Origin of the sequence: Nocardia veterana NBRC 100344 (genome assembly GCF_000308855.1) — a bacterium.
GTDB classification, from domain to species: Bacteria; Actinomycetota; Actinomycetes; order Mycobacteriales; family Mycobacteriaceae; genus Nocardia; species Nocardia veterana.
Genome location: NZ_BAGM01000073.1, coordinates 144,553 through 168,621, shown reverse-complemented (window position 1 = coordinate 168,621; position 24,069 = coordinate 144,553). Strand labels below are relative to the sequence as shown.

General features: G+C 69.6%; 23 protein-coding genes and 1 tRNA gene. 13 read left to right on the top strand and 11 right to left on the bottom strand.

What is annotated here, in order from left to right:
* The 4 genes from ON37_RS13125 to ON37_RS13110 all read left to right on the top strand — a co-directional run.
* The coding region (locus ON37_RS13125; RefSeq protein ID WP_040719371.1) for a YncE family protein at positions 1 to 649 on the top strand (649 nt) is incomplete at its 5' end.
* A complete protein-coding gene (locus ON37_RS13120; protein ID WP_083892949.1) occupies positions 649 to 939 on the top strand; it encodes a DUF5703 family protein in 291 nt (96 codons plus the stop codon). The genes ON37_RS13125 and ON37_RS13120, both read left to right, overlap by 1 nt.
* 3 nt (positions 940 to 942) lie before the next feature.
* Positions 943 to 2,037: a quinone-dependent dihydroorotate dehydrogenase gene (locus tag ON37_RS13115; RefSeq protein ID WP_040719370.1), complete on the top strand. Its 1,095-nt coding sequence runs from the start codon at positions 943 to 945 to the stop codon at positions 2,035 to 2,037.
* 180 nt (positions 2,038 to 2,217) lie between these two features.
* A complete protein-coding gene (locus ON37_RS13110; RefSeq protein WP_040719369.1) occupies positions 2,218 to 3,834 on the top strand; it encodes an AMP-dependent synthetase/ligase in 1,617 nt (538 codons plus the stop codon).
* A gap of 87 nt (positions 3,835 to 3,921) precedes the next feature.
* On the opposite strand, the gene ON37_RS13105 is transcribed toward ON37_RS13110, so the two are convergent.
* The 3 genes from ON37_RS13105 to ON37_RS13095 all read right to left on the bottom strand — a co-directional run bounded on the left by ON37_RS13105 (position 3,922) and on the right by ON37_RS13095 (position 7,059).
* Positions 3,922 to 4,473 (bottom strand): YbhB/YbcL family Raf kinase inhibitor-like protein, encoded by a 552-nt coding sequence (locus ON37_RS13105; RefSeq protein ID WP_040719368.1) that lies wholly within the window; start codon positions 4,471 to 4,473, stop codon positions 3,922 to 3,924.
* 32 nt (positions 4,474 to 4,505) lie between these two features.
* Complete coding sequence (locus tag ON37_RS13100; protein WP_051031535.1) at positions 4,506 to 5,855, bottom strand: M20/M25/M40 family metallo-hydrolase; 1,350 nt, start codon at positions 5,853 to 5,855, stop codon at positions 4,506 to 4,508.
* 313 nt (positions 5,856 to 6,168) lie between these two features.
* On the bottom strand, positions 6,169 to 7,059 hold the full coding sequence (locus ON37_RS13095) for a sterol desaturase family protein (RefSeq protein ID WP_040719364.1): 891 nt from the start codon (positions 7,057 to 7,059) through the stop codon (positions 6,169 to 6,171).
* A gap of 190 nt (positions 7,060 to 7,249) precedes the next feature.
* Between ON37_RS13095 and ON37_RS13090 the strand changes: the two genes are divergently transcribed.
* The 8 genes from ON37_RS13090 to ON37_RS13055 all read left to right on the top strand — a co-directional run bounded on the left by ON37_RS13090 (position 7,250) and on the right by ON37_RS13055 (position 13,451).
* Positions 7,250 to 8,731: a histidine kinase gene (locus ON37_RS13090; protein ID WP_245553183.1), complete on the top strand. Its 1,482-nt coding sequence runs from the start codon at positions 7,250 to 7,252 to the stop codon at positions 8,729 to 8,731.
* Entirely contained in the window at positions 8,728 to 9,390 is a 663-nt protein-coding gene (locus ON37_RS13085) for a response regulator (RefSeq protein WP_040719362.1), read from the top strand. The genes ON37_RS13090 and ON37_RS13085 overlap by 4 nt, the downstream gene beginning before the upstream one ends.
* Positions 9,391 to 9,696: 306 nt before the next feature.
* Entirely contained in the window at positions 9,697 to 10,011 is a 315-nt protein-coding gene (mihF, locus tag ON37_RS13080; RefSeq protein ID WP_040719360.1) for an integration host factor, actinobacterial type, read from the top strand.
* Positions 10,012 to 10,119: 108 nt separating this feature from the next.
* Positions 10,120 to 10,204: transfer RNA gene (locus tag ON37_RS13075), tRNA-Leu, on the top strand.
* A gap of 326 nt (positions 10,205 to 10,530) precedes the next feature.
* Positions 10,531 to 10,722 (top strand): hypothetical protein, encoded by a 192-nt coding sequence (locus ON37_RS13070; protein ID WP_040719358.1) that lies wholly within the window; start codon positions 10,531 to 10,533, stop codon positions 10,720 to 10,722.
* 111 nt (positions 10,723 to 10,833) lie between these two features.
* On the top strand, positions 10,834 to 11,229 hold the full coding sequence (locus tag ON37_RS13065; protein WP_051031533.1) for an ANTAR domain-containing protein: 396 nt from the start codon (positions 10,834 to 10,836) through the stop codon (positions 11,227 to 11,229).
* Positions 11,230 to 11,273: 44 nt separating this feature from the next.
* On the top strand, positions 11,274 to 12,005 hold the full coding sequence (locus ON37_RS13060) for a GAF and ANTAR domain-containing protein (protein WP_040719356.1): 732 nt from the start codon (positions 11,274 to 11,276) through the stop codon (positions 12,003 to 12,005).
* Between the two features lie 51 nt (positions 12,006 to 12,056).
* Positions 12,057 to 13,451 carry a type I glutamate--ammonia ligase gene (locus ON37_RS13055; protein WP_040719456.1) on the top strand — a complete coding sequence of 465 codons (1,395 nt, stop codon included), beginning with the start codon at positions 12,057 to 12,059 and terminating at the stop codon, positions 13,449 to 13,451.
* A gap of 70 nt (positions 13,452 to 13,521) precedes the next feature.
* Here the strand turns inward: ON37_RS13055 and ON37_RS13050 are convergent, their stop codons facing one another.
* The 3 genes from ON37_RS13050 to ON37_RS13040 form a co-directional block, all read right to left on the bottom strand.
* Positions 13,522 to 14,484, bottom strand: a complete 963-nt coding sequence (locus ON37_RS13050; protein WP_040719354.1) for an acyl-ACP desaturase — start codon at positions 14,482 to 14,484, stop codon at positions 13,522 to 13,524.
* Between the two features lie 167 nt (positions 14,485 to 14,651).
* On the bottom strand, positions 14,652 to 14,921 hold the full coding sequence (locus ON37_RS13045) for a hypothetical protein (RefSeq protein WP_051031532.1): 270 nt from the start codon (positions 14,919 to 14,921) through the stop codon (positions 14,652 to 14,654).
* A 9-nt stretch (positions 14,922 to 14,930) separates the two neighbouring features.
* The gene (locus ON37_RS13040; protein ID WP_040719453.1) at positions 14,931 to 16,238 is read right to left on the bottom strand and encodes a S8 family serine peptidase; all 1,308 of its coding nucleotides are present in this window, start codon (positions 16,236 to 16,238) and stop codon (positions 14,931 to 14,933) included.
* 139 nt (positions 16,239 to 16,377) lie between these two features.
* Here ON37_RS13040 and ON37_RS13035 point away from each other — a divergent pair, with 139 nt between their 5' ends.
* The gene (locus ON37_RS13035) at positions 16,378 to 17,379 is read left to right on the top strand and encodes a hypothetical protein (RefSeq protein WP_157171448.1); all 1,002 of its coding nucleotides are present in this window, start codon (positions 16,378 to 16,380) and stop codon (positions 17,377 to 17,379) included.
* 34 nt (positions 17,380 to 17,413) lie between these two features.
* On the opposite strand, the gene hrpB is transcribed toward ON37_RS13035, so the two are convergent.
* From hrpB to ON37_RS13010, 5 genes are all read right to left on the bottom strand, one after another.
* On the bottom strand, positions 17,414 to 19,858 hold the full coding sequence (gene hrpB, locus ON37_RS13030) for an ATP-dependent helicase HrpB (RefSeq protein WP_085997283.1): 2,445 nt from the start codon (positions 19,856 to 19,858) through the stop codon (positions 17,414 to 17,416).
* Positions 19,855 to 21,480: a class I adenylate-forming enzyme family protein gene (locus tag ON37_RS13025; RefSeq protein ID WP_040719449.1), complete on the bottom strand. Its 1,626-nt coding sequence runs from the start codon at positions 21,478 to 21,480 to the stop codon at positions 19,855 to 19,857. The genes hrpB and ON37_RS13025 overlap by 4 nt, the downstream gene beginning before the upstream one ends.
* A gap of 55 nt (positions 21,481 to 21,535) precedes the next feature.
* A complete protein-coding gene (locus ON37_RS13020) occupies positions 21,536 to 21,949 on the bottom strand; it encodes a VOC family protein (protein ID WP_040719350.1) in 414 nt (137 codons plus the stop codon).
* A gap of 249 nt (positions 21,950 to 22,198) precedes the next feature.
* Positions 22,199 to 22,636, bottom strand: a complete 438-nt coding sequence (locus tag ON37_RS13015) for an META domain-containing protein (RefSeq protein WP_051031531.1) — start codon at positions 22,634 to 22,636, stop codon at positions 22,199 to 22,201.
* Between the two features lie 30 nt (positions 22,637 to 22,666).
* Positions 22,667 to 23,890 carry a L,D-transpeptidase gene (locus ON37_RS13010; RefSeq protein ID WP_083892948.1) on the bottom strand — a complete coding sequence of 408 codons (1,224 nt, stop codon included), beginning with the start codon at positions 23,888 to 23,890 and terminating at the stop codon, positions 22,667 to 22,669.
* Positions 23,891 to 24,069: the final 179 nt, after the last annotated feature.

Sequence of the window (24,069 nt, the reverse complement as noted above, 5' to 3'; positions counted from 1 at the left end):
CGTCGATCTCGCCACCGCCGGCCTGCGTCCCGTGCCGGTCGACGGTGTGGTGCGGACGGTCGCCCGGCGCGCGGACGGCACGCTGGCCGTCGGCCTCGACGGTGGCCGGGTGCAGATCCTCGATGTCGACGGCCGGGTGCAGCGCACCGTCGGCGGCCTCGGCACCGTGGATGTGGTGGCCGCGACCTCCGACGCGGTCGCCACCCTGGATCTGGCGCAGACCACGCTCACCGAACTCGACCTCGGTCGCGACCGCCCCGGACTCGCCCTGCGAGCGGGCCTGGGGGCGACGCATCTGATCAGCGATCATTTCGGCCGCCTGCTCGCCACCGACACCTCCGGCGGAGCGCTGCTGGTCTACACCGCCGATCCGCTGCTGCTGCGCCAGCGCTTCCCGGTGGGGCCCGCGCCGTACGCGCTGGCCTACGATGAACGGTCCGAGACCGTGTGGCTGACCCTGAGCGGGAGCAACGAGGTCGTCGGATTCGATCTGTCGACCGGTATACCGGAAGAAGTGGGTCGCTTCGCGACGGTGCGCCAGCCCAATTCGCTGACGATCGACAGCCGGACCGGCGACATGTTCGTCGGATCGGCCACCGGAGACGGTCTGCAACGCATCGGTGCGGACCAGAGGAAGAGAGGTCAGTGATGGCTCGAGCGCCTCGATACGAGTCCGCGACCGGTGCCGCTCACCGCGACCGGGGCAGAAGGTCGATTCCCGCCGGATGGGAGGAGACCAGCGAAGAAGGAGAATACGAGTACGTGCCGCTACGACTACCCCCGGACGTGAATCGGGTCACCGCGTCCATGCGCCTGGCGATTCAAGCCGAATTCGGCGGTTGGGAACTGTCCCGCGTGCGGGCCTACACCGACGGCAGCCGGCGAGTGTTGTTGCGGCGGCGCAAGACCAGCTTCCCCGTGACCGAAACGGGGATGTGAGGGATGTATTCCTTATTCCTGCGGTTGCTGTTCCTGGTGCCGCCCGAGCGCATTCATCATCTGGTGTTCACGGTCATCCGGTTCGCGACCGCCTTCCCCCCGACCCGATGGCTGGCCCGCAAGCTCACCGCGGCGTCCGATCCGATCCTGGCCACCACCGTCTTCGGTGTCGACTTTCCCGCGCCGCTCGGCCTGGCCGCCGGATTCGACAAGGATGCCGCTGGTGTGAACGCTTGGGGCGCATTGGGTTTCGGCTTCGCCGAGATCGGTACCGTCACCGCGCAAGCGCAGCCGGGTAACCCGTCGCCGCGGCTGTTCCGGCTGCCCGCCGACCATGCGCTGATCAACCGGATGGGGTTCAACAACCACGGTGCGGCCGCGGCCGCGCAGCGGCTGGCCACCCGCCGCGCGGGCGGGGTGCCGATCGGCGCGAACATCGGAAAGACCAAGGTCGTCGAACCCGAACACGCCGCCGAGGACTACGCGGTCAGCGCGCGGCTGCTGGGTCCGCTCGCCGATTTCGTCGTCGTCAACGTCAGTTCGCCGAATACGCCCGGGCTGCGGGATCTGCAGGCGGTGCAGTCGCTGCGCCCGCTGCTGCAGGCCGTCCTCGACAGTGTCGCGGCCGCCGCCGAGCCCAAACCGGTGCTGGTCAAGATCGCGCCCGATCTGTCCGACGACGATATCGACGCCGTCGCCGATCTGGCCGTCGAACTCGGGTTGGCCGGAATCGTGGCCACCAACACCACGATTCGCCGCGACGGGCTGGCCACCCCGGCCGCCGAGGTCGAGGCGATGGGTGCCGGCGGGCTGTCCGGGCCGCCGGTGGCCGAACGCTCGCTCGAGGTGCTGCGCCGGCTGTATGCCCGCGTCGGTGATCGGCTGGTGCTGATTTCGGTCGGCGGAATCGAGACCGCCGACCAGGCCTACGAGCGGATCCTCGCCGGTGCGTCGCTGCTGCAGGGCTACACCGGGTTCATCTACGGTGGCCCGTTCTGGACGCGGCGGCTGCACCGCGGCCTCGCCGCGCGCCTGCGTGCGGACGGATACACCAGCTTGGCCGAGGCGGTCGGCGCCGCCCACGCCGCCCGCGCCTGAGCCGAACCGCCGCTGCCGCTGTTCCCGCAAAAGGTTCCCCGCCGCCGCGCCGTCGCGGTGCACGAAGCCGGTCGCTCCCGGCCGGAAGCACCCCCCGAATGTCCGATTCGACGTTTAGGATGGGTGATCCGCATCACGTCTGCGGACGTGATGTTCGTGCACCGACCGGGAACAAGGGATATGACCACAGCAGAGATCGGCTTCACCCACCACACCGGCGCCACGGTCCGCACCGTGCCCGAGGCGTTCCAGCAGACGGCGACGCTGCGCCCGAATCAGGTCGCGCTGCGGACCGTCGGCGGCACCCAGCAGATCACCTGGGCCGACTATGCGCGCCGGGTGCGCGCGATCGCCGCCGGTCTCGCCAAACTCGGTGTCGCCCACGGTGATGCGGTCGGGATAATGCTCACCAACCGTCCGGAATTCAATCTGGTCGACACCGCGATCCTGCATCTGGGGGCCACCCCGTTCTCGGTGTACAACACCAGCTCTCCCGAGCAGATCGCGCACGTGTTCGGCAATGCCGAGAACGGAGTGGTCATCACCGAACAGGCGTTCCTGGCGCCGATCGCCGCATCCGGGACCGAGCTCGAGCACGTGATCGTCGTGGACGGCGCCGCCCCCGAGGGCGGGCGGACCCTGGACCAGGTCGAGAACGATCCGGCCGAGGACTTCGATTTCGACGCCGCCTGGCGAGCCGTGCGGCCCGACGATCTGGCCACCCTCATCTACACCTCCGGCACCACCGGGCCGTCCAAGGGCGTCGAGATCACCCACGCCAACATCGTCGCGCAGATCGTCGCGCTCACCAGCGGCGCCCTGGTCGCCGACATCGACGCCCGCGCGGTGTCGTATCTGCCCGCCGCCCATGTCGCCGACCGCATCTCCGCGCACTGCCTCAATCTGTTCACCGGCGTCACCTTGACCTGTGTGCCCGACCCCCGCGAGATCGCCGCCGCCCTGCCCGATGCCCGGCCGACCCTGTTCTTCGGAGTGCCGCGGGTGTGGCAGAAGATCAAGGCCGGCGTCGACGCGGCCGTCGCCACCGAGCCCAGCCCGGTGAAGAAGGCGCTGGCGCAGTGGGCGATCGGCGTCGGGCTCGCCGCCGCTCGGGCGCGGCTCGCCGGCGGCAACGGCGGCCCGCTGCTGGCCGTGCAGCACAAAATCGCCGATGCGCTGGTGTTGTCGAAACTGCGCGTCACCCTCGGCCTCGACGAATTGAAGGTGGCCTCCTCCGGCGCGGCCGCGATCCCGCCCGAAACGCTGGAATTCCTGTTGGGCCTGGGCTTCACGGTGAGTGAGGTGTGGGGCATGTCGGAAACGACCGGCGTCGTCACCATCGTCGACCGCAAGAAGGAACTGATCATCACCGAGGCGGGAAAGAACATCTCCCCCACCAATATCGAGAATTCGGTGAAGGCCGCCTCGTCGCTGATCGGTCAGGTCGTCGCCATCGGTGAGGGCCGACCCTACATCGCGGCGCTGGTGGTCCTCGACCCCGACACCGCGGCGGTGCGCGCGAAGGCGCTCGGCATTCCCGACGCCGACCTGGCCACCCTGGCCGCCCACCCGGCCGTTGTCGACGAGGTGCGCACGGCGATCGTCGCCGGCAACGCGAAACTCGCCCGGGTCGAACAGATCAAGCGATTCCGTGTTCTCGCGCGCGCCTGGGAGCCGGGCGGCGTGGAACTCACTCCGACCCTGAAACTCAAGCGCTCCCCCATCGCGGCCGAATACGCCGCCGAGATCGCCGAACTCTACACCGACCCGGCACCCGAGGGCGTGCACAACCTGTAGCGAAACCCGCTGTGGCGCAAGCCCATCCGATACAGCACGGGTGGCCTCCCGGACGGAGGCCACCCGTGCCGATCGATGCGGCGGTCGCTACTTCTGTTCGTAGGTGCCGACCAGGGTGGCGCGGGCGATCGCATGGGAGAACAGGTTGAAACCCAGGTAGGCCGGGGTGGCGTCGGGGCCGATGCCCAGGGATTCGACGTCCACGGCATGCACGACGATGAAGTAGCGGTGGTAGCCGTGCCCGGGCGGCGGGCCGGCGCCGACGAATCCGGGGAAGCCGCCGTCGTTGCGCAATTGCACCGCGCCGCTGGGCAGCGCGCCGCCCTCACTGCCCTCACCGGCGCTGCCCGCCCCGGATTCCAGGGAGGTCACCGACGCCGGGATGTCGGCGACGGCCCAGTGCCAGAAGCCGGAGCCGGTCGGCGCGTCCGGGTCGTAGACGGTGACGGCGAAACTCTTGGTCTCGGCCGGGAAGCCGCTCCAGGACAGCTGCGGCGAAATATCCTTGCCGCCCGCTCCGAACACCCCGCTGACCTGTTCGTTGGCCAGCGGCTGCCCGTCGGTGACGTCGGTGGAGGTGAGGGTGAACTCCGGCAGCTGCGGCAACGCCGCATAGGGATTGTAGGAATAGTCGGGCACGAGGACCGTCCTTTCTGCTTGTCGGCGGATCGTCAGCTGTGCAACAGGAAATGCTCCATGACGCGGGCGCCGAACTCGAGCGCCGATACCGGCACCCGCTCGTCCACGCCGTGGAACAGGGCGGAGAAGTCCAGCTCCGGCGGCAGCTGCAGCGGCGCGAAGCCGAAGCAGCGAATCCCCAAGCGCGCGAACGCTTTCGCATCCGTCCCACCGGACAACATGTAGGGCACGGTGCGGCCGTTCGGATCGTGGGCCAGGATCGCGTCGTTCATCGCGTCGACCAGATGCCCGTCGAAAGTGGTCTCGTAGGAGTCGAGTTTGGTGATCCACTCCCGTTCCACATCGGGCCCGATGAGCTCGTCCACCTCGCGTTCGAAGGCGGCCTGCCGGCCGGGCACCACCCGGCAGTCGACGGTGGCCTCGGCGGTCTGCGGGATGACGTTCGCCTTGTACCCGGCCCGCAGCATGGTCGGATTGGCGGTATCGCGCAGGGTCGCGCCGATGATGCGCGAGATAGTGCCCAGTTTGGCGAGCTGCCCCTCGATATCCGGGCTGTTCGGATCGAACTCGATGCCGGTCTCCTCGCTCACCGCGGCCAGGAATTCCGCCACCGAATCCGACAGCACCAGCGGGAATGTGTGCTTGCCCAGTCGCGCCACCGCCTCGGCGAGGATCGTCACCGCGTTGTCGTCGTGCAGGAACGAACCGTGACCGGCACGGGCCTTGGCGCGCAACCGCATCCAGCCCAGGCCTTTTTCGGCGGTCTCCACCAGATACAGCCGCCGCTCGGTGCCGTCGCGGCGCGGCACGGTCAGGGAGAAGCCGCCGACCTCGCCGACCGCCTCGGTCACGCCCTCGAACAGATCCGGGCGATTGTCGGCCAGCCACTGTGACCCCCACTTGCCGCCGTTCTCCTCGTCGGCGAGGAAGGCGAACACCAGATCGCGCGGCGGAACGGTGCCCTCGATCTTGAACTGGCGGGCCACCGCCAGCATCATGCCGACCATATCCTTCATATCGATCGCGCCGCGACCCCACACATAGCCGTCGCGGACCGCGCCCGAGAACGGGTGCACACTCCAGTCCGCGGCCTCGGCCGGCACCACGTCCAGATGACCGTGGATCATCAACGCGCCGCGGTTCGGATCCGTTCCGGGCAAGCGCGCGAACACATTTCCGCGCCCCGGCGCCCCCGACTCCACGTACTCGGTGGTGTACCCGGCCTGCTGCAGTTGATCGGCCACCCACTGCGCACATTCGCGTTCGCCCTTGGTGGTCTCCAACACCCCGGTGTTGGAGGTGTCGAAGCGGATCAGCGTGCTGACCAGTTCGACCACTTCGGCTTCCGCCCGGGAGCGGGACTCGCGCTGTACACCTGTCACGCCCCTTTCCTACCACGCGCGCCGCGCCGGCGATCGCGGCCGGACCCACCGAGCCCGGCGACACCGCACGCCGGCCGGCACGTCCGGCGAGGTCGGGTAGCGAGCGGTCGCCGCATCCGTTGCTCTCCGGCGCGGCTCGCCTTCGGATCAGCCTGATCGATTTCTCGGCCCGGGGCGCGCGAGCGAAGGCCCTTTGACGACACCGGCCATTCCGGCCCGTGTGGTCGCGCCGCACACTCGAGGGCAGGCCACACCGGAGGGTCCGGTCGATGCCGGCCGTGGGAGTGCGGAACCGGCCGGGCAGCAGCGATGTTCAGGCCGGCGCGGCCGATTTCTCGGCCGGCGCGGGCGCGTCGCCGGTCTGCTCGCGCCAGCCCGGTGGGCCGAAGACATAGCCCAGCCGTCCCCGCCAGCTCCGGGCGTGGCGCACATCGCGCAGCAGGGCGGCGAATTCGTGATAGTTCACCTTCAGGGGATTGCCGGTGCCGATGTCGTGGGTCAACCCGTAGCGGATCGGCTCGGATTCGGCGGCGAAGCTACCGAACATCCGGTCCCACACGATGAAGACCCCGCCGTAGTTGGTGTCGATGTAGGGCTGGTTGGCGCCGTGGTGCACCCGGTGGTGGGCCGGGGTGTTGAACACGAATTCGACCGGCCGCCAGAGCGTTCGGATGCGCTGGGTGTGGATCGGGAACTGGTACAGCAGGCCGAGCGTGTTGAGCAGGAAGATCATCCACGCCGGGAACCCGAGCAGCGCCGCGGGCACCCACGCCAGGCTGCGCAGCATCGACGCGATCGGGTTCAGCCACGGTAACCGGATCGCGGTCGACAGGTTGAAATGCGTACTGGAGTGGTGGACCGAATGCGCGGTCCACAGCAGCCGGATGCGGTGATCGGCCCGATGCGCCCAGTAGTAGCAGAAATCGGTGACGATCAGCCCCAGCACCCACACCCACCACTCGCGTGGCGAGAGCCGCAGCGGTGTCAGCGAGGCGGCCACCACGATGGTGGAGAACGGCAGCACGTACTGCAGCAGCGGTTTGCTCAACTGGCCCAGCGCATAGGTGGCCCAGTTGGTCGCGGCTTCGCGGCCGTACCGGCCGCTGGGGGCAGGGTCCGGATCACGGCGGCCGTCCCACCACTCCACCGCCATCAACACCAGGAAGGCCGGCACCGCGTACAGCGCCAGATCCGCATTGTTCATTCGAGCTCCTGTCCCGATCCTGTCCCTCCGGCCCGCCCACGGGTGCCGCGGCGGCGCGGATGACCGCCGACGATAATCGCGCCGACCAGTCGAAACATCGGGCCTGCGAGGGATCGGCGATCCCCCGGCCGAGGGACTCGCGGTCCCGCTCGGCGCCGGTATCGTCGCGGTGGTGTGGTGGGAGCGAGCGGTGCGATCGAGGCCGGCGACGCTGCTGCGGCGGGCCTGGGAACGCGGGCGGGATATCGCGCCGCGACCGGCCACGGGCCGGGAACTGGCGGCCGTGCGGCGATCGCTGGCTCGCCAGTCGGTCGCAGTGGCGGTGGTTGCCGCGGCGGTGGACGGGGTGACGTTCGCGCTGTCGGGCATCTGCACCGCCGCGCCCGCTCCCGCGGCCCTGGTCTTGTCGGTCGTGATCGCCGCGGATCTGGCCTTCGCCGCACCACCGGCGACAGCGGCGGTGGTGGCGGTTGTGCAGGTGGCGCTGCGGCTGGGTGTGGCGGCGCTGTTGCATCGGCACGGCCTGCCGGTCCGCGCGGCCGATGTCGGATTCCTCGTCGCCGGATACCGCGCCGGTGCCTGGCTGTCCGGTCGCGCCTCGTCGTACACGGTGCCGGTGCTGGTGCTCGGTGCGTGCGGAGCTCCGTTGATCGCGGGCGGATCGACGGCCGCCGACTGGCGGCTGCTGCTCACCGCCTCGGTCTCCGGTGGGATCGTGCCGTGGCTGGTCGGCCGCTACACGGCCGGCCGCGGCGCCTACATCGCCGAACTGGAGCAGCGCGAACGGCTCGCCCACCAGCAGCAGCGGGCCGCGCTCGAACGCGCCCTGGCCGACGAACGGGAGGCTATCGCCCGCGATCTGCACGACGTCATCTCCCATCACGTCAGTGCGATCGGCATCCACGCGGGCGCGGCCCGGCTCGCCCTGCACGGTATCGACGAGGCGGCCGCCACCCGCTCACTGGCGGCGGTGGAATCCGAGAGCCGCGCCGCGATGGTGGACCTGCGCCGCCAGCTCGATCTGCTGCACGGGCGCGACGATGCCGCCCGCCAGCCCGGCATGGCCGATATCGACGACCTGGTCGAGCGCGCCCGCGGTGCCGGGCTCGAGCTGACGGTCACCACCTCCGGTGTCGAACTGCCCCGGTCGCTGGACATCACCGTCTATCGGATCGTGCAGGAATTGCTCACCAACGCGTTACGGCACGGCGCCGGGAGCGCGCGGCTCGCGGTGCGCGACGAGCGCTCAGGGGTGGTGATCGAACAGTCCAATCCGGTTGCGACGCAGCATGTTTCGGCATCCGGCGGCCGGTCCACGCCGTCTCGGCATCCGTCCGGCGCCGACCGCGTGCGACTACCGGATGCCGGTGCCTGCGATGCGGAACCCGCGCCGTGCGGGGGTGGGCCGCGGGCAGCGGTACGCCCGCCGGCCGAGCGCCTGCTCGCACCGAGCGGGCCGGCGCCCGGTCCTGTGAGGCGGTCCGCCGCGGTCCGGCAGACTCCCGCCGCGGTCTCGCGATCGGGTATCGGCGGCGCAAGTGCCACCGGACTGCATCGTGGGCTCGACGGCATCCGCCGGCGCGCGGAGCTGTTCGGCGGCTCCGTGGAGTACGGCTCGACCTCGGACAACCAGTGGCGGGTCCTGGTCCGGTTGCCGGGCGGGCGGTCGTGACCGGCCCGGTCCGGGTCCTGATCGCCGACGATCACGCCGTGTTCCGGTCCGGCCTGCGCGCGGTTCTCGACGCGGTTGCGGACCTCGACTGTGTGGCCGAGGTCGGCGACGGCCGCAGTGCGATCGACGCGGTCGCCCGCCTGCGCCCCGACGTGGCGATCCTCGACGTCCGGATGCCGAAGCTGGACGGCCTGGCCGCCACCGCCGCGATCGTCGCCGCCGGCGGCGGCACCCGGGTACTGGTGCTGACCACCTACGACAGCGAGGAGAGTCTCGCGCGGGCCCTGCAGGCCGGGGCGAGCGGATTCCTGCTGAAGACGCTGCCGCCGGAGGAGTTGATCGCCGCGATCCGCGTGGCGGTGCGCGGGGACGCGGTGATCGATCCGTCGATGACTCGCCGTCTGGCTGCCCGCCTCGCCGACTCCCTCGTCCCGGCCGAACCGCCGGCGCATTCGCTCACCGCGCGGGAGTACCAGGTCCTCGTCCTGCTGGCCGATGCCCGCAGCAACAGCGAGATCGCCGCCGAACTCGGTGTCGGCGAAGAGACGGTGAAAACCCACGTATCCCGTGTGCTCGCGAAATTGCAAGTGCGCGACCGGATTCAGGCCGTCGTCTACGCCTACCGGCACGGCCTGGTGCGTCCGGATCCCCGTCGGTAGATCGACGCCCGGCCCGCCCGCTGCCGCCGGCGGCGATACCGTCGCGGCCGCGTCGAGGCCGTCGTCCGGGATGTTCCCGGCGACCGATTCCGCGACCGGGGCAAACCTCGGCGCACCGACCGGTCCGGATCGGTGCACCAGCACCGGCCCCGACGTTGGCAAATATCCCGCATCTCGGGCGCCCGAACCCCCGCCACCGCCGCCGAACGGGGATTATCCTCGCGGTGTGTCGACCCATCACCGGGCTGCCGGTGATGTTCAATCGGTGCCGTTGAGGTTCCAGCGAACGAGTGAAAGGTTAGAGACATGGCACTTCCCACCATGACCGCCGAGCAACGCTCCGAAGCGCTGGCCAAGGCGGCCGCGGTCCGTAAGGCGCGGTCGGAACTGATCGAGCAGATCCGCAAGGGCTCGGTCTCGTTGGCCCAGGTGCTCGAGCGTGCCGACAAAGAGGATCTGGTCAAGAAGACGAAGGTCGCCGCGGTCATCAAGGCCCTGCCGGGCATCGGACCGGTCAAGGCCGCAAAGCTGATGGACGAGGCCGATATTCCGGTCGACCGTCGCATCGGCGGCCTGGGTTCGCGTCAGCGCGCCGCACTGCTGGAGGCGCTGCCGAACTGATCCTCGGTGAAGGCGGTTGCTCAGCAGGACGCCCGAGCCCGGGACCTGCACGGACATCCGTGATTTGGACCTTGCGGATTGATCCGATAACCTTGCTGAGCACCACCGGTCCGGGTGGCGGAATGGCAGACGCGCTAGCTTGAGGTGCTAGTGCCCGACTAAGGGCGTGGGGGTTCAAGTCCCCCTCCGGACACTGTGTGTAACTCGGAGTTACAGTTAACCCCCCGGCTTCGGCCGGGGGGTTAACTGTAACCCGAGCAATCTGGGCCGGATGAGTGACCTTGTCCCCCAGCGACGGAGAGCGCGGCGCGGGAGGATCGAAGTGGTCGCCGGGCGCGGTAGGAGATATCGGGTGTCGCGAGCGCTGTCCGCGGATGCGGCGAATCGGCGAACCTGCGGGTCGATCGCCCGACTCGATGCGATGGTGTGGTTGTCTCGAAGGGCTTCCCGGGCGAAGACGCGAAGCCCGGGACTCTCGAATCGGCAGCGGGCGCGCCGCCGGAGAGCAGAGAAGGGCCAGTGAACGAGCAATCCGGGGGCCGACTGCAGGCGGCGGTAGCCGCGATCGGTCGGCCGCGGCATGCCGACGACTGGGGCCGGACGGTGTGTGCGGCGTGCCGGGACTGCCTGACGGGAGTCGATTCCGTCGCCCTGGTGTTGCACGGCGCGTCCCTGATCGATCTGGTGGGCTGCAGCGATGCCTTCGCCTAAGGAATCGCGGATGCGCAGATCGTGGTCGGGGAAGGCCCAGGACCCACGGCCTATGCCACGGGGCACGTGGTCAGAGCGACGACCGGAGCCTATGCGTTCGAGCGGTGGCCGATGTTGGCTCAGGAGGCCTCTCGCCTGGGTGTCGGTGCGGCGATCGCCCTTCCGCTGCGGGTCGGGGGTCTGCGGATCGGTTCGCTGGATCTGTATCGGCGGGAGCCGGGAAATGTGTCCGGTCAGGTGGAAGCCGACGCGACGCTGCTGGCCGATCTGATCGGCTACACGTTGGTAGAGGATTTCGCACTGCGTGAGCCGGGCGAGGATCCGTTGGCGACCACGCACCGCGACGTCAACATCGCCACCGGGATGATCGCGGGCCGGCTCGGAATCTCGCTCGACGAGGCATTCGTGCGCCTGCGGGCCTACGCATTCGCCGCGGAACGTCCCCTACCGGAGGTGGCGCGAGCCGTCCTCGAACGCCGAGTCGACCTCGATGGAGCGGCCGAATGAAAGAACATACCACTCCACCTCAGCCCGATCGTAAAATCGATGGCGTGTCGAAGGAGTACATCGTGCTCGAGCAGTTGGTGCGTCCGCTGTCGCAGATCACCGCCGACCTCGTGCGTGATGCCGCTCCGGTGAACACGCTGCCGCGGATCAACGAACTGTGCACTCGGCTGCTGTCCGGCGACGCGGCCGCGATCGTGGTTCGCGATCCGCACGGAATCGAGCGTGTCCTGCCGATGACCGACGACCGCCCGGATCTGATCCGCCTCCTCGAAACGTACGCCGGCAACGGGCCGTGGACCGCGAGCACCGCCTCGCTGGATGTCGTCGAAGTCGACCGGATCGACGACGAGCGGTGGCCGGAGTTGGGTCGCGATCTCGCCGCCACCGGCTGTCGCTGGGTGTGTGCCGCTCCGATGGTCCTCGGCACCGAGGCGGTAGGCAGCCTGGTGCTGTTCTCCGAGCAAGACCTCGCGCTCGACCCGGCGCAGCGCACCGTCGTCCAGACCCTCGCGGACTTGGTCACGCTGTCGCTGTGTCAGGAAAGCGACAGGGCGCGAGCAGAATTGCTGGCGCTCCGGGCGCTGTCGACCTTCGATGACCGAGTGCGCTACGAGCATGCGGTCGGCATGGTGGCCGGCCGTCTCGGAATCGACGCCGGCCGGGCGGCGACGCTGCTGCGCGCGCATGCCGATGCTCGTGATCTGTCGGTGGCGGCTATTTCCCGAGAGGTCACGAGCGGTACCTTCGACTGGAGCGAACTCGACCGCCCTGCCTGATCGGTGACCGTCGCCGCGGCGGCCGCCGATCCACCACCGCTGGGAGCCGGCATGGAAGCTCTGACCCTGGACGAACGCCACCACCGAGCGGATCGGGCGAGCGTCGTCGCCGCGGAACTCAGCGCCCGCGACATCGTCGCGGTGGCGATCACCTGGATCGACACCAGCGGCATCGCCCGCGTGAAAGCAGTACCGATACAGCGGTTCTCCCACGCGGCCGCCTGGGGAGTCGGCGCCTCGCCGGTCTTCGACGCCTTCCTGGTCGACGACTCGATCCTGACCGACCATTTCGCCGGTGGTCCGGTAGGCGATCTGCGGCTGTACCCCGACCTCGACCGCGTCACCGTCCTGGCCGCACTGCCCGGCTGGGCCTGGGCGCCCGGTGACCGCTACACCCAGAACGGCACTCCGCATCCGCGCGATCCACGGTTGCTGCTCCGCCGGCTCGTCGACGAGGTGCGGGCCGAGGGGTGGCAGGTGCGCACCGCGATCGAATTCGAATGGAGCGTCTCCCGCGCCGACCCGCACAACCCCGATCGCTTCGAACCGGCCACCACCGGCCCCGCATACGGTATGGCCCGGGTGAGTGAGCTGGCCGGATATCTGGGCGATCTGGTGACGGCACTGCGGGACAGCGAGGTCACGGTGGAGCAGATCCATCCCGAGTACGAACGCGGCCAGTTCGAACTGTCGGTCGCCGCCGGCGATCCGGTGTACGCCGCCGATACCGCGGTGCTGGTGCGTGAGGTGATCCGCGCCGTCGGCCCCGCACACGGTGTGCGCGCCGCCTTCGGGTCGATGCCGGCCGCCGACGCCGTCGGCAACGGCGGACACGTGCACCTGAGCCTGTGGCGGCACGGAGTCAATCAGATGTACGGCGGCACAGGCCCGTTCGGACTCACCGCTGCCGGCGAAGGGTTCGCGGCCGGCATCCTGGACCATCTACCCGCCCTGCTCGCCCTCGGCTGCCCCACGGTGGCGAGCTATCTGCGCCTGCGACCGCGCAGCTGGGCCGGCGCCTTCCGCTGCTGGGGCCTGGAGAACCGGGAAGCGGCGCTGCGCTACGTCACCGGAAGTGAGGGGGAACGGGAGCGAGCCGCCAATGTGGAGGTGAAGGCCTTCGACGCCGCCGCCAATCCCTACCTCGCGCTGGCGGGGCTGCTCGCGGCCGGGAGATCGGGACTGCGGACCGGCGCCGTGCTGCCCGAACCCGTCGCCGAGGATCCCGGGCGCATGGACGAGCCGACCCGGTCGGCGCGCGGTATCGACCCGCTGCCGACGACGCTGGCGGCGGCGGTGACGGCCTTCGAATCCGACGACGAGCTGCGGGCCGCCTTCGGCGCGGAGCTCGTCGACACTATCGCGGGTGTGCGGCGCGGGGAGATCGCGCTGTTCGCCGACGCCGGGCCGGAACAGATCACCGCTGCCTCGCGCTGGCGCTATTGAGGCCGACCCCCGCCCGCGCGCGGCACCCCCGGCCGCGCACCGGGGGCGGACCGTCGCTTCGGATATTCCTTCAGACCTGGACCGGGTCCCGGCCCTCGGCCTTGGCCGCTTCCCGGGCCAGAATGCGCGCGCGCTGTTCCTCGAAGCGGACCACATCCCGCCCCAGCTTTTCCATGTAGACGCCGAGCTCCTCGCGGCTGCGTTCGCCGCGAGCGGTGAAATCGTTGCGGCCGAACACATTCCACTTCCGCAGCACCGGATTGAGGACCTCGTCGAGGTGCTGGCGCAGATCGTAGATGCCGTGCTTGACCATCAGCACCCCGTTGCGCCGCCAATTCGGCATACCGGCGCCCGGCATGGCGAAACTCTTGATGATCTTGGTCACCGATTCCATCATCTGGTCCGGCGCCAGGTCGAACGCGGCGCCCGCGACGTTGCGATAGAAGATCATGTGCAGGTTCTCGTCGGTCGCGATCCGCGCGAGCATGTTGTCGGCGATCGGATCACCGCACACCCGGCCCGTGGCGCGATGGCTGATCCGGGTCGCCAGCTCCTGGATGGTCACGTACGCCACCTGATCGAGGACTCCGTGGAAATCGTCCGGTGCGTGCACGCCGCGGGTCATATGCACCATCCGGTCGTTTTCCAGCGCGACCGGATCGACTCCGCGGGTGACGATGAGGTAGTCGCGCATGGCGATGGCGTGCCGGTTCTCCTCGGCCGTCCACCGCCCCACCCAGGTACCCCATGCGCCGTCGCTGGAGAAATGCTCGGAAATCGTCCGGTGGTAGGAGGGCAGATTGTCCTCGGTGAGCAGATTGGTGATCATCGCGATCTTGGCGACCTGGGACAACCGAGATTGTCCGGGTTCCCAGTCCTCACCGCCCAGAGCGGCGAAATTGCGGCCTTCGTCCCAGGGTACGTAGTCGTGCGGATTCCAGTCCTTCGCCGTGGCCAGATGCCGGTCCAGATTGTCCGCCACGACCGGTTCGAGTTCCGTGAGCAACTGCAACTGCGTCAAATCCCTTGGCATACAATTCCTTTCGAAATATCCAACCATCGGTACTCGAGACACACAGGGTCGATCGGAAGCAGTGTTGCGCGGCGACACGCTACCCGCTGTCGCTCGGAATGCTGTGATCCAGGCCCGTGTGTCCCGCCTCCGGCGAGCCGCGCCCGCACGGCGGCGATCGAGCCCGGTCACGGCAGCTCGGGTTGGTCTCCCGGATCGTGCTGGGGAAAATCGGCGGTGCCGATCCGCGGATCGGCGAACACATCGGCGGCCCCACCGGATACGGCCGCCACTCGGGTGGCGGCCGTATCGGTCACTCGCAGGGCATACAGGTGCTGGGCCGGATCGACGGCGATGAGGCCGTATCCGAGATCGACCTCGTCGTCACTCAACTGCAGTGCGCGCTGCGCCGCGGCCAGCGTGGCGTTCTCGGGCAGCCGGATGGTGAGCAGCGGCATGATTACACGCTACGCGCGCACGTCGGATTTCTTCAGCTCCGCGAGGACAGCGGCCGCATCGATCACCCCGTAGCCGTAGTCGTAGCTGTAACCACCCGGCTGTGCGGTCGCGGTGCGCTGCAACAGCTCGCGCAACCGCGCCGGCGGCAGCTTGCTCGCCGGATACACCGTGCGGATCGCCGCCACCAGGCCGGCCGCGACCGGGCAGGCGGCCGAGGTGCCGGTATCGGGGTCGTTCGCGCCGAAGACCGTCGAGCCGAGGAAATGGGTGTAGGCGGTGATATCCGGTTTACGATCGGTCAGCCGGCCGGGGCCCTGGGAGGAATAGCCGACCCGCTGCCCCTTGGTGTCGGCCCCCGCGATACTCAGCACACCCGGATGCGAATTGGCGCCGGTGATCGGCCGTTCCCGGTAGGCGCAGCGCGAATCCGGGCAGTCCCGCCCACAGTTGCCGGCGGCGAACAGGATGTCGGCTCCCGCGGCCTCCAGCGAGCCGACGATGACATTGAACGGATGCGACGGGTTGTCGGAATAGTTCCCCGGCTGCCCCACCGGAAAATCCCACTCCGGCGAGAACGCCCCCCAGCTGTTGCTGACCACCAGAGCGCGGGTGGCCTCGGGCTGATCGGTGAGCACGGTGCGCAGATGGGCGTAGGCGGCCAGCGCGTCCGACAGCAGTCCGTCCATGACCGTGCCGCCGTGGGCCTTGCTCTGCAACACCGGAATATCGAGCACGCTCGCCCGCGGCGCGGACAGCAGCGCGTCGAAGGCGCACATCGACCCGTGCGCCACCGGGAACTGTCCGGCCGTCCCGTTCACACCGGGCGGATTCCAGCTGCGCGCGGTGTCGATCGTGACCGGTGCGCCGAGCGCGTCGCGTACCTTCGCGGCGTTGATTCCGGTGTCGACGACGGCCAGGGCGACGGAGGCGCCGTCCATACCCGCCGCCGCGAAATCGGTGACGCGCAGCAGAGTCTGCACATCGTGCCAGGTGCCGACCGCCGGATCGCCACCACAGGTGAGGGTGTTCTCGATACGTGGATCGGCGAAAACACCTGCCACTTCCCGCGTTTCCGACAGCCGCGTCACCGCCGTCTCGCGGTCGTCGTCGGCGATCTCACCCCGCACCACCACCGAACCCGCCGGCGCCGCCTGCGCGGCGGTCCCTCGCTCGGGAATGGACAGCGGCGTATAGGCATGGTCGAGAACGAAGCCGGGAAGGTCGCCGGCCACCTCGGCGGCAGTTACCGGTATGCCCGGATCGGCAACTGCGGCAATCACATCGGCGGAGGGTCGAAGCTGAACCAGTGCGCGCATACCTGCCATCCTGCCGTCAAGGGCGGTGAAAATCTTGCCGATCCGCTGAATACGCGGCATGTCCCGACCGGATCCGCAGCCGCGTCGCGCGTGACACCCGACGGAATTGGCTGTGCTGCAGGCCTTTAGGATCGGAGAAGTGACGCGACGAGTAATGGGGGATCGCTCCGTCCCGCCGTGGCAAGGCAGTGCGGATCAGCAACGGGCGCACGCCGCGCAACAGGCCCAGCGGGAACAGTTCGAGCGAGCGCGTGCGGCGCGGTTGGCGGCCGCGGACTTCTCGGTGCCCGGCGCGAATTCGCCCGGTGTGCGCAGACTGGTGGAGTTGAACGCCGACGACCCCGGATCCGATCCGGCGAAAATCGCGGAGCAACTCAACCGAGAGGGATTGCGCACCCCGGGTGGCGGTGAATGGAGTTTCCCGGCGGTCACCGACTTCATCCGGCGGCTCTGGCCGCACTCGGGATACAAGGCATGGGATCGCGAGAGCTTCGGCATGTATCCGGGCTACCTCGGGCCGTTGCGCGATACCCCGCAATTCCGGACGGTCGGAGGTGAGGACGACCGGGTCGGCCGCGCCACCAGCCAGATCTACTGTCAGCGCTGCCGGGCCGAATGGCCGCAGGGGTGGCCCGGAACGCAGACCGACGCACCGGCCCCGGCCTGGGGTGGGATCTGCCCGGATTGCGGCGGTCCAGGTATCGGCTACCGGATTGCCGGACGCGCCCATAGCGTGATCGATTTGCACTGGATGCTGCATGTGCACGCGCCGGCAGATCCGGGACCGTGCCCGGTCTGCGGCGCCCCGCGAGCGTTGTTCGCCTGCGGACACCACGACACCACCCGCCGAATCCTCACCTGGCACTGCACCGCCCCGGAAGGCAGCATGATCGGGCGGCCGCCGGCATTGGGAGAGCCCGATCCCCGTCCGGCTCATCACGCTGCCGCGGCGGAACCGGTGCGGTGGCGCTCCCCTGCCGACGCCGACGCGTATTGGCTGGCGCGGGACCTGCTACGGACGGCCGCGGCCGCCGGTGAGGTGACCGAGCTACCGCCCGGCGCGATCTACGAATCCCTCGACGGCGACGGTGCCCGATGGATCTACGAGGGCCCCGAGCGCGGTTTTCGACCACTCGTCTGACGGGTCGCGCGTCCGACGGGTCGCGCCGCCGGCGTCAGCGGCCGCGGCCGGCGTTGCGGGCGGTGCCGCGGTGGGCGGGGACCGTGGTGGGGTCTTCCGGCCAGGCGTGTTTGGGGTAGCGGCCGCGCAGATCGGCGCGCACGCCCGCCCAGCCGGTGCGCCAGAACGACGCCAGATCCGCGGTGACCGCGACCGGGCGCTGCGCCGGTGAGAGCAGGTGCAGCAGGACCGGCACCCGGCCGTCGGCCAGGCGGGGTGTGTCGGTCCAGCCGAAGACTTCCTGGACCTTCACCGCCAGCACCGGCGGATCGGCGGAATAGTCCAGGCGTACCCGGCTGCCGGACGGGACCTCCACCCGCTCCGGTGCCAGTTCGTCCATGCGGGCGGCCTCCGGCCACGGAAGGAGCCGGCGCACTGCCCGTGCGGTATCGATGCGTTCGAGGTCGGCGCGGCGGCGGGCGCCGGCGAGTTCGGGTCCCAGCCAGGTGTCGCTGGTGGCGAGCAGGGATTCGTCGTCCATCGCCGGCCACGGGGCGCCGAGGGCGCGGTGCAGGAATGCGAGGCGGTGCCGCAGCGTGGTCGCCTCGGTGTCCCAGGTCAGCAGGCCCGGCCCGGCCGAGGCCAGCCCACGCCGCACCGCGGCGGCGAGCAGTTCCGGGTCGGGGTCGTGAATGGTCTTCTCCGACAAGGTGATCGCGCCCAAGCGTTCGATCCGGCGCGCGACGACGTCGCCGTCGATCCAATCGACCTCCTCGACGGTGGTCAGCAGGTGGGACGCCGCGCTGCGGGCCAGAGCTTCGTCGGCGGCCGCGGCCAACCGGATACGACCTTCGGAGCGGCCGGGTTCGCGGGTCGCCACACCCACCGCCAGCCACTCCGGATCACCCGTTCCGGAGCCCGGCGGCAGCGTCACGGCGGTGCCACCGGCCATCAGATAACTCGCCGAGCCCGGGCCGCGCCGGCGCGCCAGCCGTTCCGGGTGGGCCAGCGCGACAACGTAAGCGGGATCGCCGGCCCCTTCCGCCCCCGCCACGGATCGAGCCAAACGCTCGACCTCACGTCGCCAGCGCACCGGCTGTTCGCGGCGAAGCTGCCGCAAACCGGTGGTGAGGTCGACACCCGAGATCAGGGTGTCGTCGTCGAGGACGGCGACCACTTCCGCCGCGGTTCGCGCCCCGGCCTCGGCCGCACCGTCGAGTAGTGCGCGCGCCAGGCGCGGGTGCAGCCCGATGCGGGCAATCCGCCGGCCGCGGTCGGTTACCGTGCCGTCGCTGGTCACGGCACCAAGCGCGTGCAAGACCTGCCGGCCCACGGTCAATCCGCCGGGCGGCGGCGGATCCCACCAGGTGAGGCCGTGGCCGTCCGGAGTCCCCCAGCAGGCGAGCTCCAAGGTCAATCGAGTCAGGTCGGCCGTGCGGATTTCCGGTTCCGGATAGGCGGGCAGGGTGGCGTGTTCGTATTCCGGCCAGCATCGCCACACCCGGCCCGGAGCTTCCCGCCCGGCCCGCCCGGCCCGCTGGTCGGCGACCGCGGCCGAGACGCGGACCGTGGCGAGCCCGGACATCCCCCGAGCGCGGTCGATGCGCGGTATCCGCGCCAGTCCGGAATCCACCACCGCGCGCACACCCGGCACCGTCAGACTCGATTCCGCCACCGCCGTGGCCAGCACCACCCGGCGCCGCGGCCCGGGCTGTAATGCGGTGTCCTGTCTCGCCGCGGACAACCGCCCGTGCAGCGCGACGATGTCGACTCCGTCCCGGTCGTCCAGAAGTGCTGTGGTTCTTCGGATTTCGGCCGCGCCGGGGAGGAATACCAGGATGTCGCCGTCGGATTCGGCGAGCGCGATCCGGGTGGCGCGGGCGACCTGCGCCTCGATCCGTTCCCCGGGCAGCGGCGCGACGTAGGTGGTGTCCACGGGATAGGCGCGTCCTTCGACTCGCAGCACCGGCGCCGGCTCGTCGCCGCCGAGAAGCGCCGACAGCCGTTCGGCCGCAACGGTTGCCGAGGTGGCGAGGATCCGCAGATCCGGGCGCAGGCCGGCCCGGGCATCCAGCAGCAGGGTCAGCAGCAGATCCGCGTCCAGGTGCCGCTCATGGCATTCGTCGAGCATCACCACATCCGTCCCCGACAGTTCGGGATCGTCCTGCAGGCGGCGCACCAGCAACCCGGACGTCACCACCTCGATCCGGGTTCGCCTGCCCACCCGGCGATCGCCCCGGACCGAGTAGCCGACGCTCTCCCCCACCTGTTCGCCCAGCAGTGCCGCCATCCGCGCGGCAGCGGCACGCGCCGCCAAGCGCCGCGGCTCGGCCACCAGGACCCGCCCGGTGGTCTCGGTCGCGAGCGCCAGGGGCACCAGGGTGGTCTTCCCGGTCCCCGGCGGCGCGACCAGAACCGCCGTGCCGTGTGCGGCCACGGTGCCGACGACGCGATCGAGTGCGGCCCGAACCGGCAGATCGGGAAGTTCGATCCCGATCACCGCGACCCGATCCTGCGCATCGCCGTATCCCGCGCCGCCGCCCGGTCGGTTTTCCCGCCGGGACCGAGTGTGAGGCGGTCGACCACCACGACGTATTCGGGGATGTACTCCTTGGTCACCCCGCGCGAGGCGAGCCGATCCGACAGCGCGGCCGTGTCCAGGGTCGCGCCGTCGACGAGAACCACCACCGCGCAGACCCGTTCGCCGAACAGCTCGTCGGCAATACCGACGACGGCGACGTCCGACACCGCGTCGTGCTCCCGAACCACATCCTCGATCTCGGTAACCGAGATGTTCTTACCGCCCCGGATGATGAAATCCGAGGTGCGCCCGACCACCCGGACCCGGTCGGATTCGTCGATCTCGACGATATCGCCCAGCAAGGTCCACCCGTCCGGCGTGCGCAATTCGGCGTCGGCCACCGGATCGTTCCAATAGCCGGCCGAGACGAGCGGCCCACGCACCGCGGGCCGGCCGCGCCGGACCGGCCCGGTCACCTCGGCGCCGGTGTCGTCGAGTACCCGGACGTTCATCGAGGCGAGGGTGCGGCCGCAGGTGCGCAGCCTGGTGTCGGCGTCGTCGTCGACGGTGGTGCGGCTGACCGCACCGCTCTCGTTGGAGCCGTAGAACTGCAGCACCTTGGCGCCGGTGGCGTCCTCGAACGCGCGGGCGTCACGATAGGGCACCGCTTCGCCGCCGGTGTAGAGCACCCGCAGGCTCGACATGTCGTGCCGATCCACCGCCCCGGACCGCAACAGCATCTTGAATTGCGTACTGACACAGCACAAGACGCTGACGCGCTCACGTTCGATCAGCATCGCGGTCTCTTCGGCATCGAAACGTGCGGTGACGACGGCCGGTACGCCCAGCAGGGCCGGCAGGAAATGCGCCGACCACAGGCCGAATCCGTACGGCGCCGGGACCACCGAGCAGATGACATCCTGCGGCCCGATCCGGGCGCCCACCATCGCCTCCCGCGCGAAGGCCGTCCATCGTCGCTCGGTGTGCGCGACGATCTTGGGTGTACCGGTGGTCCCTGAGGTCGAGTTGAGGATGGTCACCTGCGACGGGGTGAACAACGCACCGCCGGAAGAGTTCTCGGCCTTCGGCGCCGCGTCGGTCCGGTGCCGCGTGACGGCGCCGGTCTGCTCGTCGACCACGACCACCTCGCTCGGCATCACATCTTCGGCCTCGAGTTCCCGGACCAGTGCCTGCCACGTTCGGCCGCGAATCTCCGGAACAGTGACCAGCGTCGACGCGTCGGTCCGGCGCATCACGTGCGCGATCTCACGCACGCCCGACCGCACCCCGACGGCCGCGGCGATACGTCCCGCCCGGTAGCACCCGCACAGCGCCGCGTGGACTGCCGCGGTGTCCGGCAGCAGCAGCGCCACCCGCGACCGCGGGCCGCCGGGAGTCGAGCGCAGCATCTCACCGATCACGTCCGCCGACCGGTCGTATTCGCTCCAGCTGGTCGAGCGGTCGGTGGTGATGAACGCGGCCCGGTGCGGAATCCGCTGCGCCCAGATGCGAACGATGTCGCCGATCGAGTGCGCCGCGTAGGGCTCCGGAGCGGTCGCGAAGCTCCCTGGGACGATCGAATCCGCAGCGCGGTTGGTCATGACCACCTCACTCACCTCCGCCAGGCAGCGCCGTGGCCGTCCGACCCACTCGCTACTACTTGGGTGCGACGAGTTCCAGCGCGATATTGTCCGGATCTCGGAACTCCAGGATGTAGCTGACACCGATATCCTTGATGTCCCCATGCTCGACGCCGCAGGCGTCCAAATGCTCCGCTGCGGCCTGCAATTCGGTGAGGGATGCGACAGGAAACGCGAGATGGTCCAGACCGACCCGATTCTCGTCGAACCGGTCGGCACCGACAGGCCGCAGCCCGATCATGCCCTGTTCCATCCGGTAGATCACTCCGCCGTAGAGAAAGCCGAGCCGCTCGCGCGTCTCCTGATCCGCATCGGCCGGAACCTCCAGCGCGACGGGCCAGCCGAAAACCTTCTCGTAGAAGGCCCGCGACCGGCCGATATCACACACGGTGAGCCGGAGGTGAGCAATAGATCCCACAGCAATCGCCATGTCGAGCATGCTCGCACGCCGTTCCCTTTCCGCTATCCGCAGGTTCCGGCGAACGTTCGCCCCGCTGCCGTCTCGGCCCGCCACAGCCCTACCGATGGCCACCACGGAGAACTTGTGGGGCCAGGTGAAACTTGGTCCGGCGAGCGCTCGCGCACGTGCGGGACGGCGGGATCGGACGCTCACCAGCGGCCGGTCCGCCGAGCCGCTCACGGTCGTACGCTCGCTACGAGCATGCCGTGACCGCGGCCCTCATCCCGCGGGCTGCGACTCCTGCAACCTCACGGTCCGGTCGGTGGTCTTCAACGTCAGTGTCGTTCCGTCGAGACTCCAGGTCGGGCTTGCCTGCAGGAGTGCGGTGGCCCATTCGTCGGCGCCGGCGCGGTCACCCACACAGGCCATGCGGGTGCTGGCGAGGGGGCCGGTGCGGAGGGTGTGGCCGGACAGGTCGGCGGAGCCCATGAGGGTGTTGCAGCCGGCCGTGGCGCTGAGCCGGCCCTCGGTGAAGGTGAGGCGGAGCGGCCCGTCGCCGGGGATTCGCGGGCCGTGCACATCGGTGGAGAGGTAGGTGTGGCCGACGGGGGCGGCTGATGCGGAATCCGTTGGGGTGGAATAATTTCCGGATGCGCAGGCGACGGCGGTCGCCAATACGGCCAGGACCGGGACGATTCGCAGATCGGTTGCCCACATGGTCCGATGGTAGCTGCCGCGCCCGCCGGATCAGCTGCTCGCGTTACCGGCCTGCCACACGTTCCACGGCACCTCCCAGTCGCCGTAGGTGTCCCACACCGGCAACGGCGGACCACCCGAATTGGTGATCTCCACGACGTCGCCGACGCCGAAGTGGTCGAAGAACCACTGCGCGTTGTCGGGTGAGAGGTTCACGCAGCCGTGCGACACATTGCTGGCCCCCTGCTGTCCCACCGACCAGGGCGCCGAGTGCACGAATTCGCCGTCGTTGGAGATGCGTTCGTCCAGGTCCACCTTCTCGCGGTAGTACCCGGGCTGGCCGGCGCAGACCCCGTAACTGCAGGAGTCCATGATGATCGACGGCGACTTCTCCGAAATGACGTGTGGCCCTTCGTGGGACGGGAATCCGGGCGAGCCGAGACTCATCGGCATCCGGTTCACCTGCGCGCCGTTGTGGAAGATCGTCAGCTGTTCGGTACTGCCGTCGGCCTTGGCGACCCAGGCGTCGTGGACGGTGTAGTCGGCGCTGTTGTTCTCGGCGCCGAACACCCCGTCGCCGAGGTCGAGACCGAAAACGTCGGCTTCGATATGGATCCTGGTGCCCGGCTGCCAGTACTGCTCGGCGCGATAGTGCACGTCCTTGTCGTCGACCCAATACCAGGCGCCCGGCTGCGGCGGGGTGACGGTGACCTTCAGATGCTTCTGCACCTCCGCCTTGTTCGCCACGGGCTGGGTGAACTGGAACACCATCGGCTGCCCCACGCCGATCCCGGTCTGCGCGACCAGATCCGGCGCCGGCACCACATTCGCGTACGCCTTGTGGCCGGCGTCGATCGTCGTGACGGTGACGGTCTTGCCGGTCGCGACCTGGGCGAGGTTCACCGCTCGAGCGTCGACCCGGTAGGTGATCCCGTAGTTCAGCGGATCCTTCGAGGTCCAGCTGCGATGGTCGGCAGCGAAATCGCCGGCGACGGTTCTACCGTCCCCATCGGTGACCGTGACCGTGGTGAGCATGCCGTCGGCGGAATTCACCACGATGGGCGTCGCCGGATTGAGCGGTCCGTGCTCGGCCGCGGGCACCTCGATCGCCGCGGGTGCGGTGATGTCGGGACCCTTCGACACGGGGGCCGAGGAGGTGTCGCCACCCGAGCCGCCGCATCCGCCGACGAGGACGACGATCGCCGTCAGTACCGCCACTGCCAGGAGAGATCGACGCCTGCGCACGTCCTCACCGCCTCTGTCTCGAACTCGCATGCACGGCGCCCACCCGGGACACAGCACCCTCCGGTGCCCACCCCGACTACCGACGTCGCACCGCAGCAGCAGAGTACGTGCCGTGGCCGCCCGGCGCGCGCCCACCCACCGCCGGACCAGGTGTTTTGCCGCATTCGCGGCATTCGGCGTTCGAGTGCGGAGGACTCACCCGCGACGGG

What these genes read in the sequence shown, in the direction of transcription:
- ON37_RS13025 (WP_040719449.1), bottom strand. Translation starts at nt 21,480, where the DNA reads ATGACCAACCGCGCTGCGGATTCGATCGTCCCAGGGAGCTTCGCGACC.
- ON37_RS13065 (WP_051031533.1), top strand. Translation starts at nt 10,834, where the DNA reads ATGTTGGCTCAGGAGGCCTCTCGCCTGGGTGTCGGTGCGGCGATCGCC.
- ON37_RS13095 (WP_040719364.1), bottom strand. Translation starts at nt 7,059, where the DNA reads ATGAACAATGCGGATCTGGCGCTGTACGCGGTGCCGGCCTTCCTGGTG.
- ON37_RS13045 (WP_051031532.1), bottom strand. Translation starts at nt 14,921, where the DNA reads ATGCCGCTGCTCACCATCCGGCTGCCCGAGAACGCCACGCTGGCCGCG.
- ON37_RS13120 (WP_083892949.1), top strand. Translation starts at nt 649, where the DNA reads ATGGCTCGAGCGCCTCGATACGAGTCCGCGACCGGTGCCGCTCACCGC.
- ON37_RS13055 (WP_040719456.1), top strand. Translation starts at nt 12,057, where the DNA reads ATGGAAGCTCTGACCCTGGACGAACGCCACCACCGAGCGGATCGGGCG.
- ON37_RS13010 (WP_083892948.1), bottom strand. Translation starts at nt 23,890, where the DNA reads ATGCGAGTTCGAGACAGAGGCGGTGAGGACGTGCGCAGGCGTCGATCT.
- ON37_RS13020 (WP_040719350.1), bottom strand. Translation starts at nt 21,949, where the DNA reads ATGGCGATTGCTGTGGGATCTATTGCTCACCTCCGGCTCACCGTGTGT.
- ON37_RS13015 (WP_051031531.1), bottom strand. Translation starts at nt 22,636, where the DNA reads ATGTGGGCAACCGATCTGCGAATCGTCCCGGTCCTGGCCGTATTGGCG.
- ON37_RS13050 (WP_040719354.1), bottom strand. Translation starts at nt 14,484, where the DNA reads ATGCCAAGGGATTTGACGCAGTTGCAGTTGCTCACGGAACTCGAACCG.
- ON37_RS13110 (WP_040719369.1), top strand. Translation starts at nt 2,218, where the DNA reads ATGACCACAGCAGAGATCGGCTTCACCCACCACACCGGCGCCACGGTC.
- ON37_RS13040 (WP_040719453.1), bottom strand. Translation starts at nt 16,238, where the DNA reads ATGCGCGCACTGGTTCAGCTTCGACCCTCCGCCGATGTGATTGCCGCA.
- ON37_RS13115 (WP_040719370.1), top strand. Translation starts at nt 943, where the DNA reads ATGTATTCCTTATTCCTGCGGTTGCTGTTCCTGGTGCCGCCCGAGCGC.
- mihF (WP_040719360.1), top strand. Translation starts at nt 9,697, where the DNA reads ATGGCACTTCCCACCATGACCGCCGAGCAACGCTCCGAAGCGCTGGCC.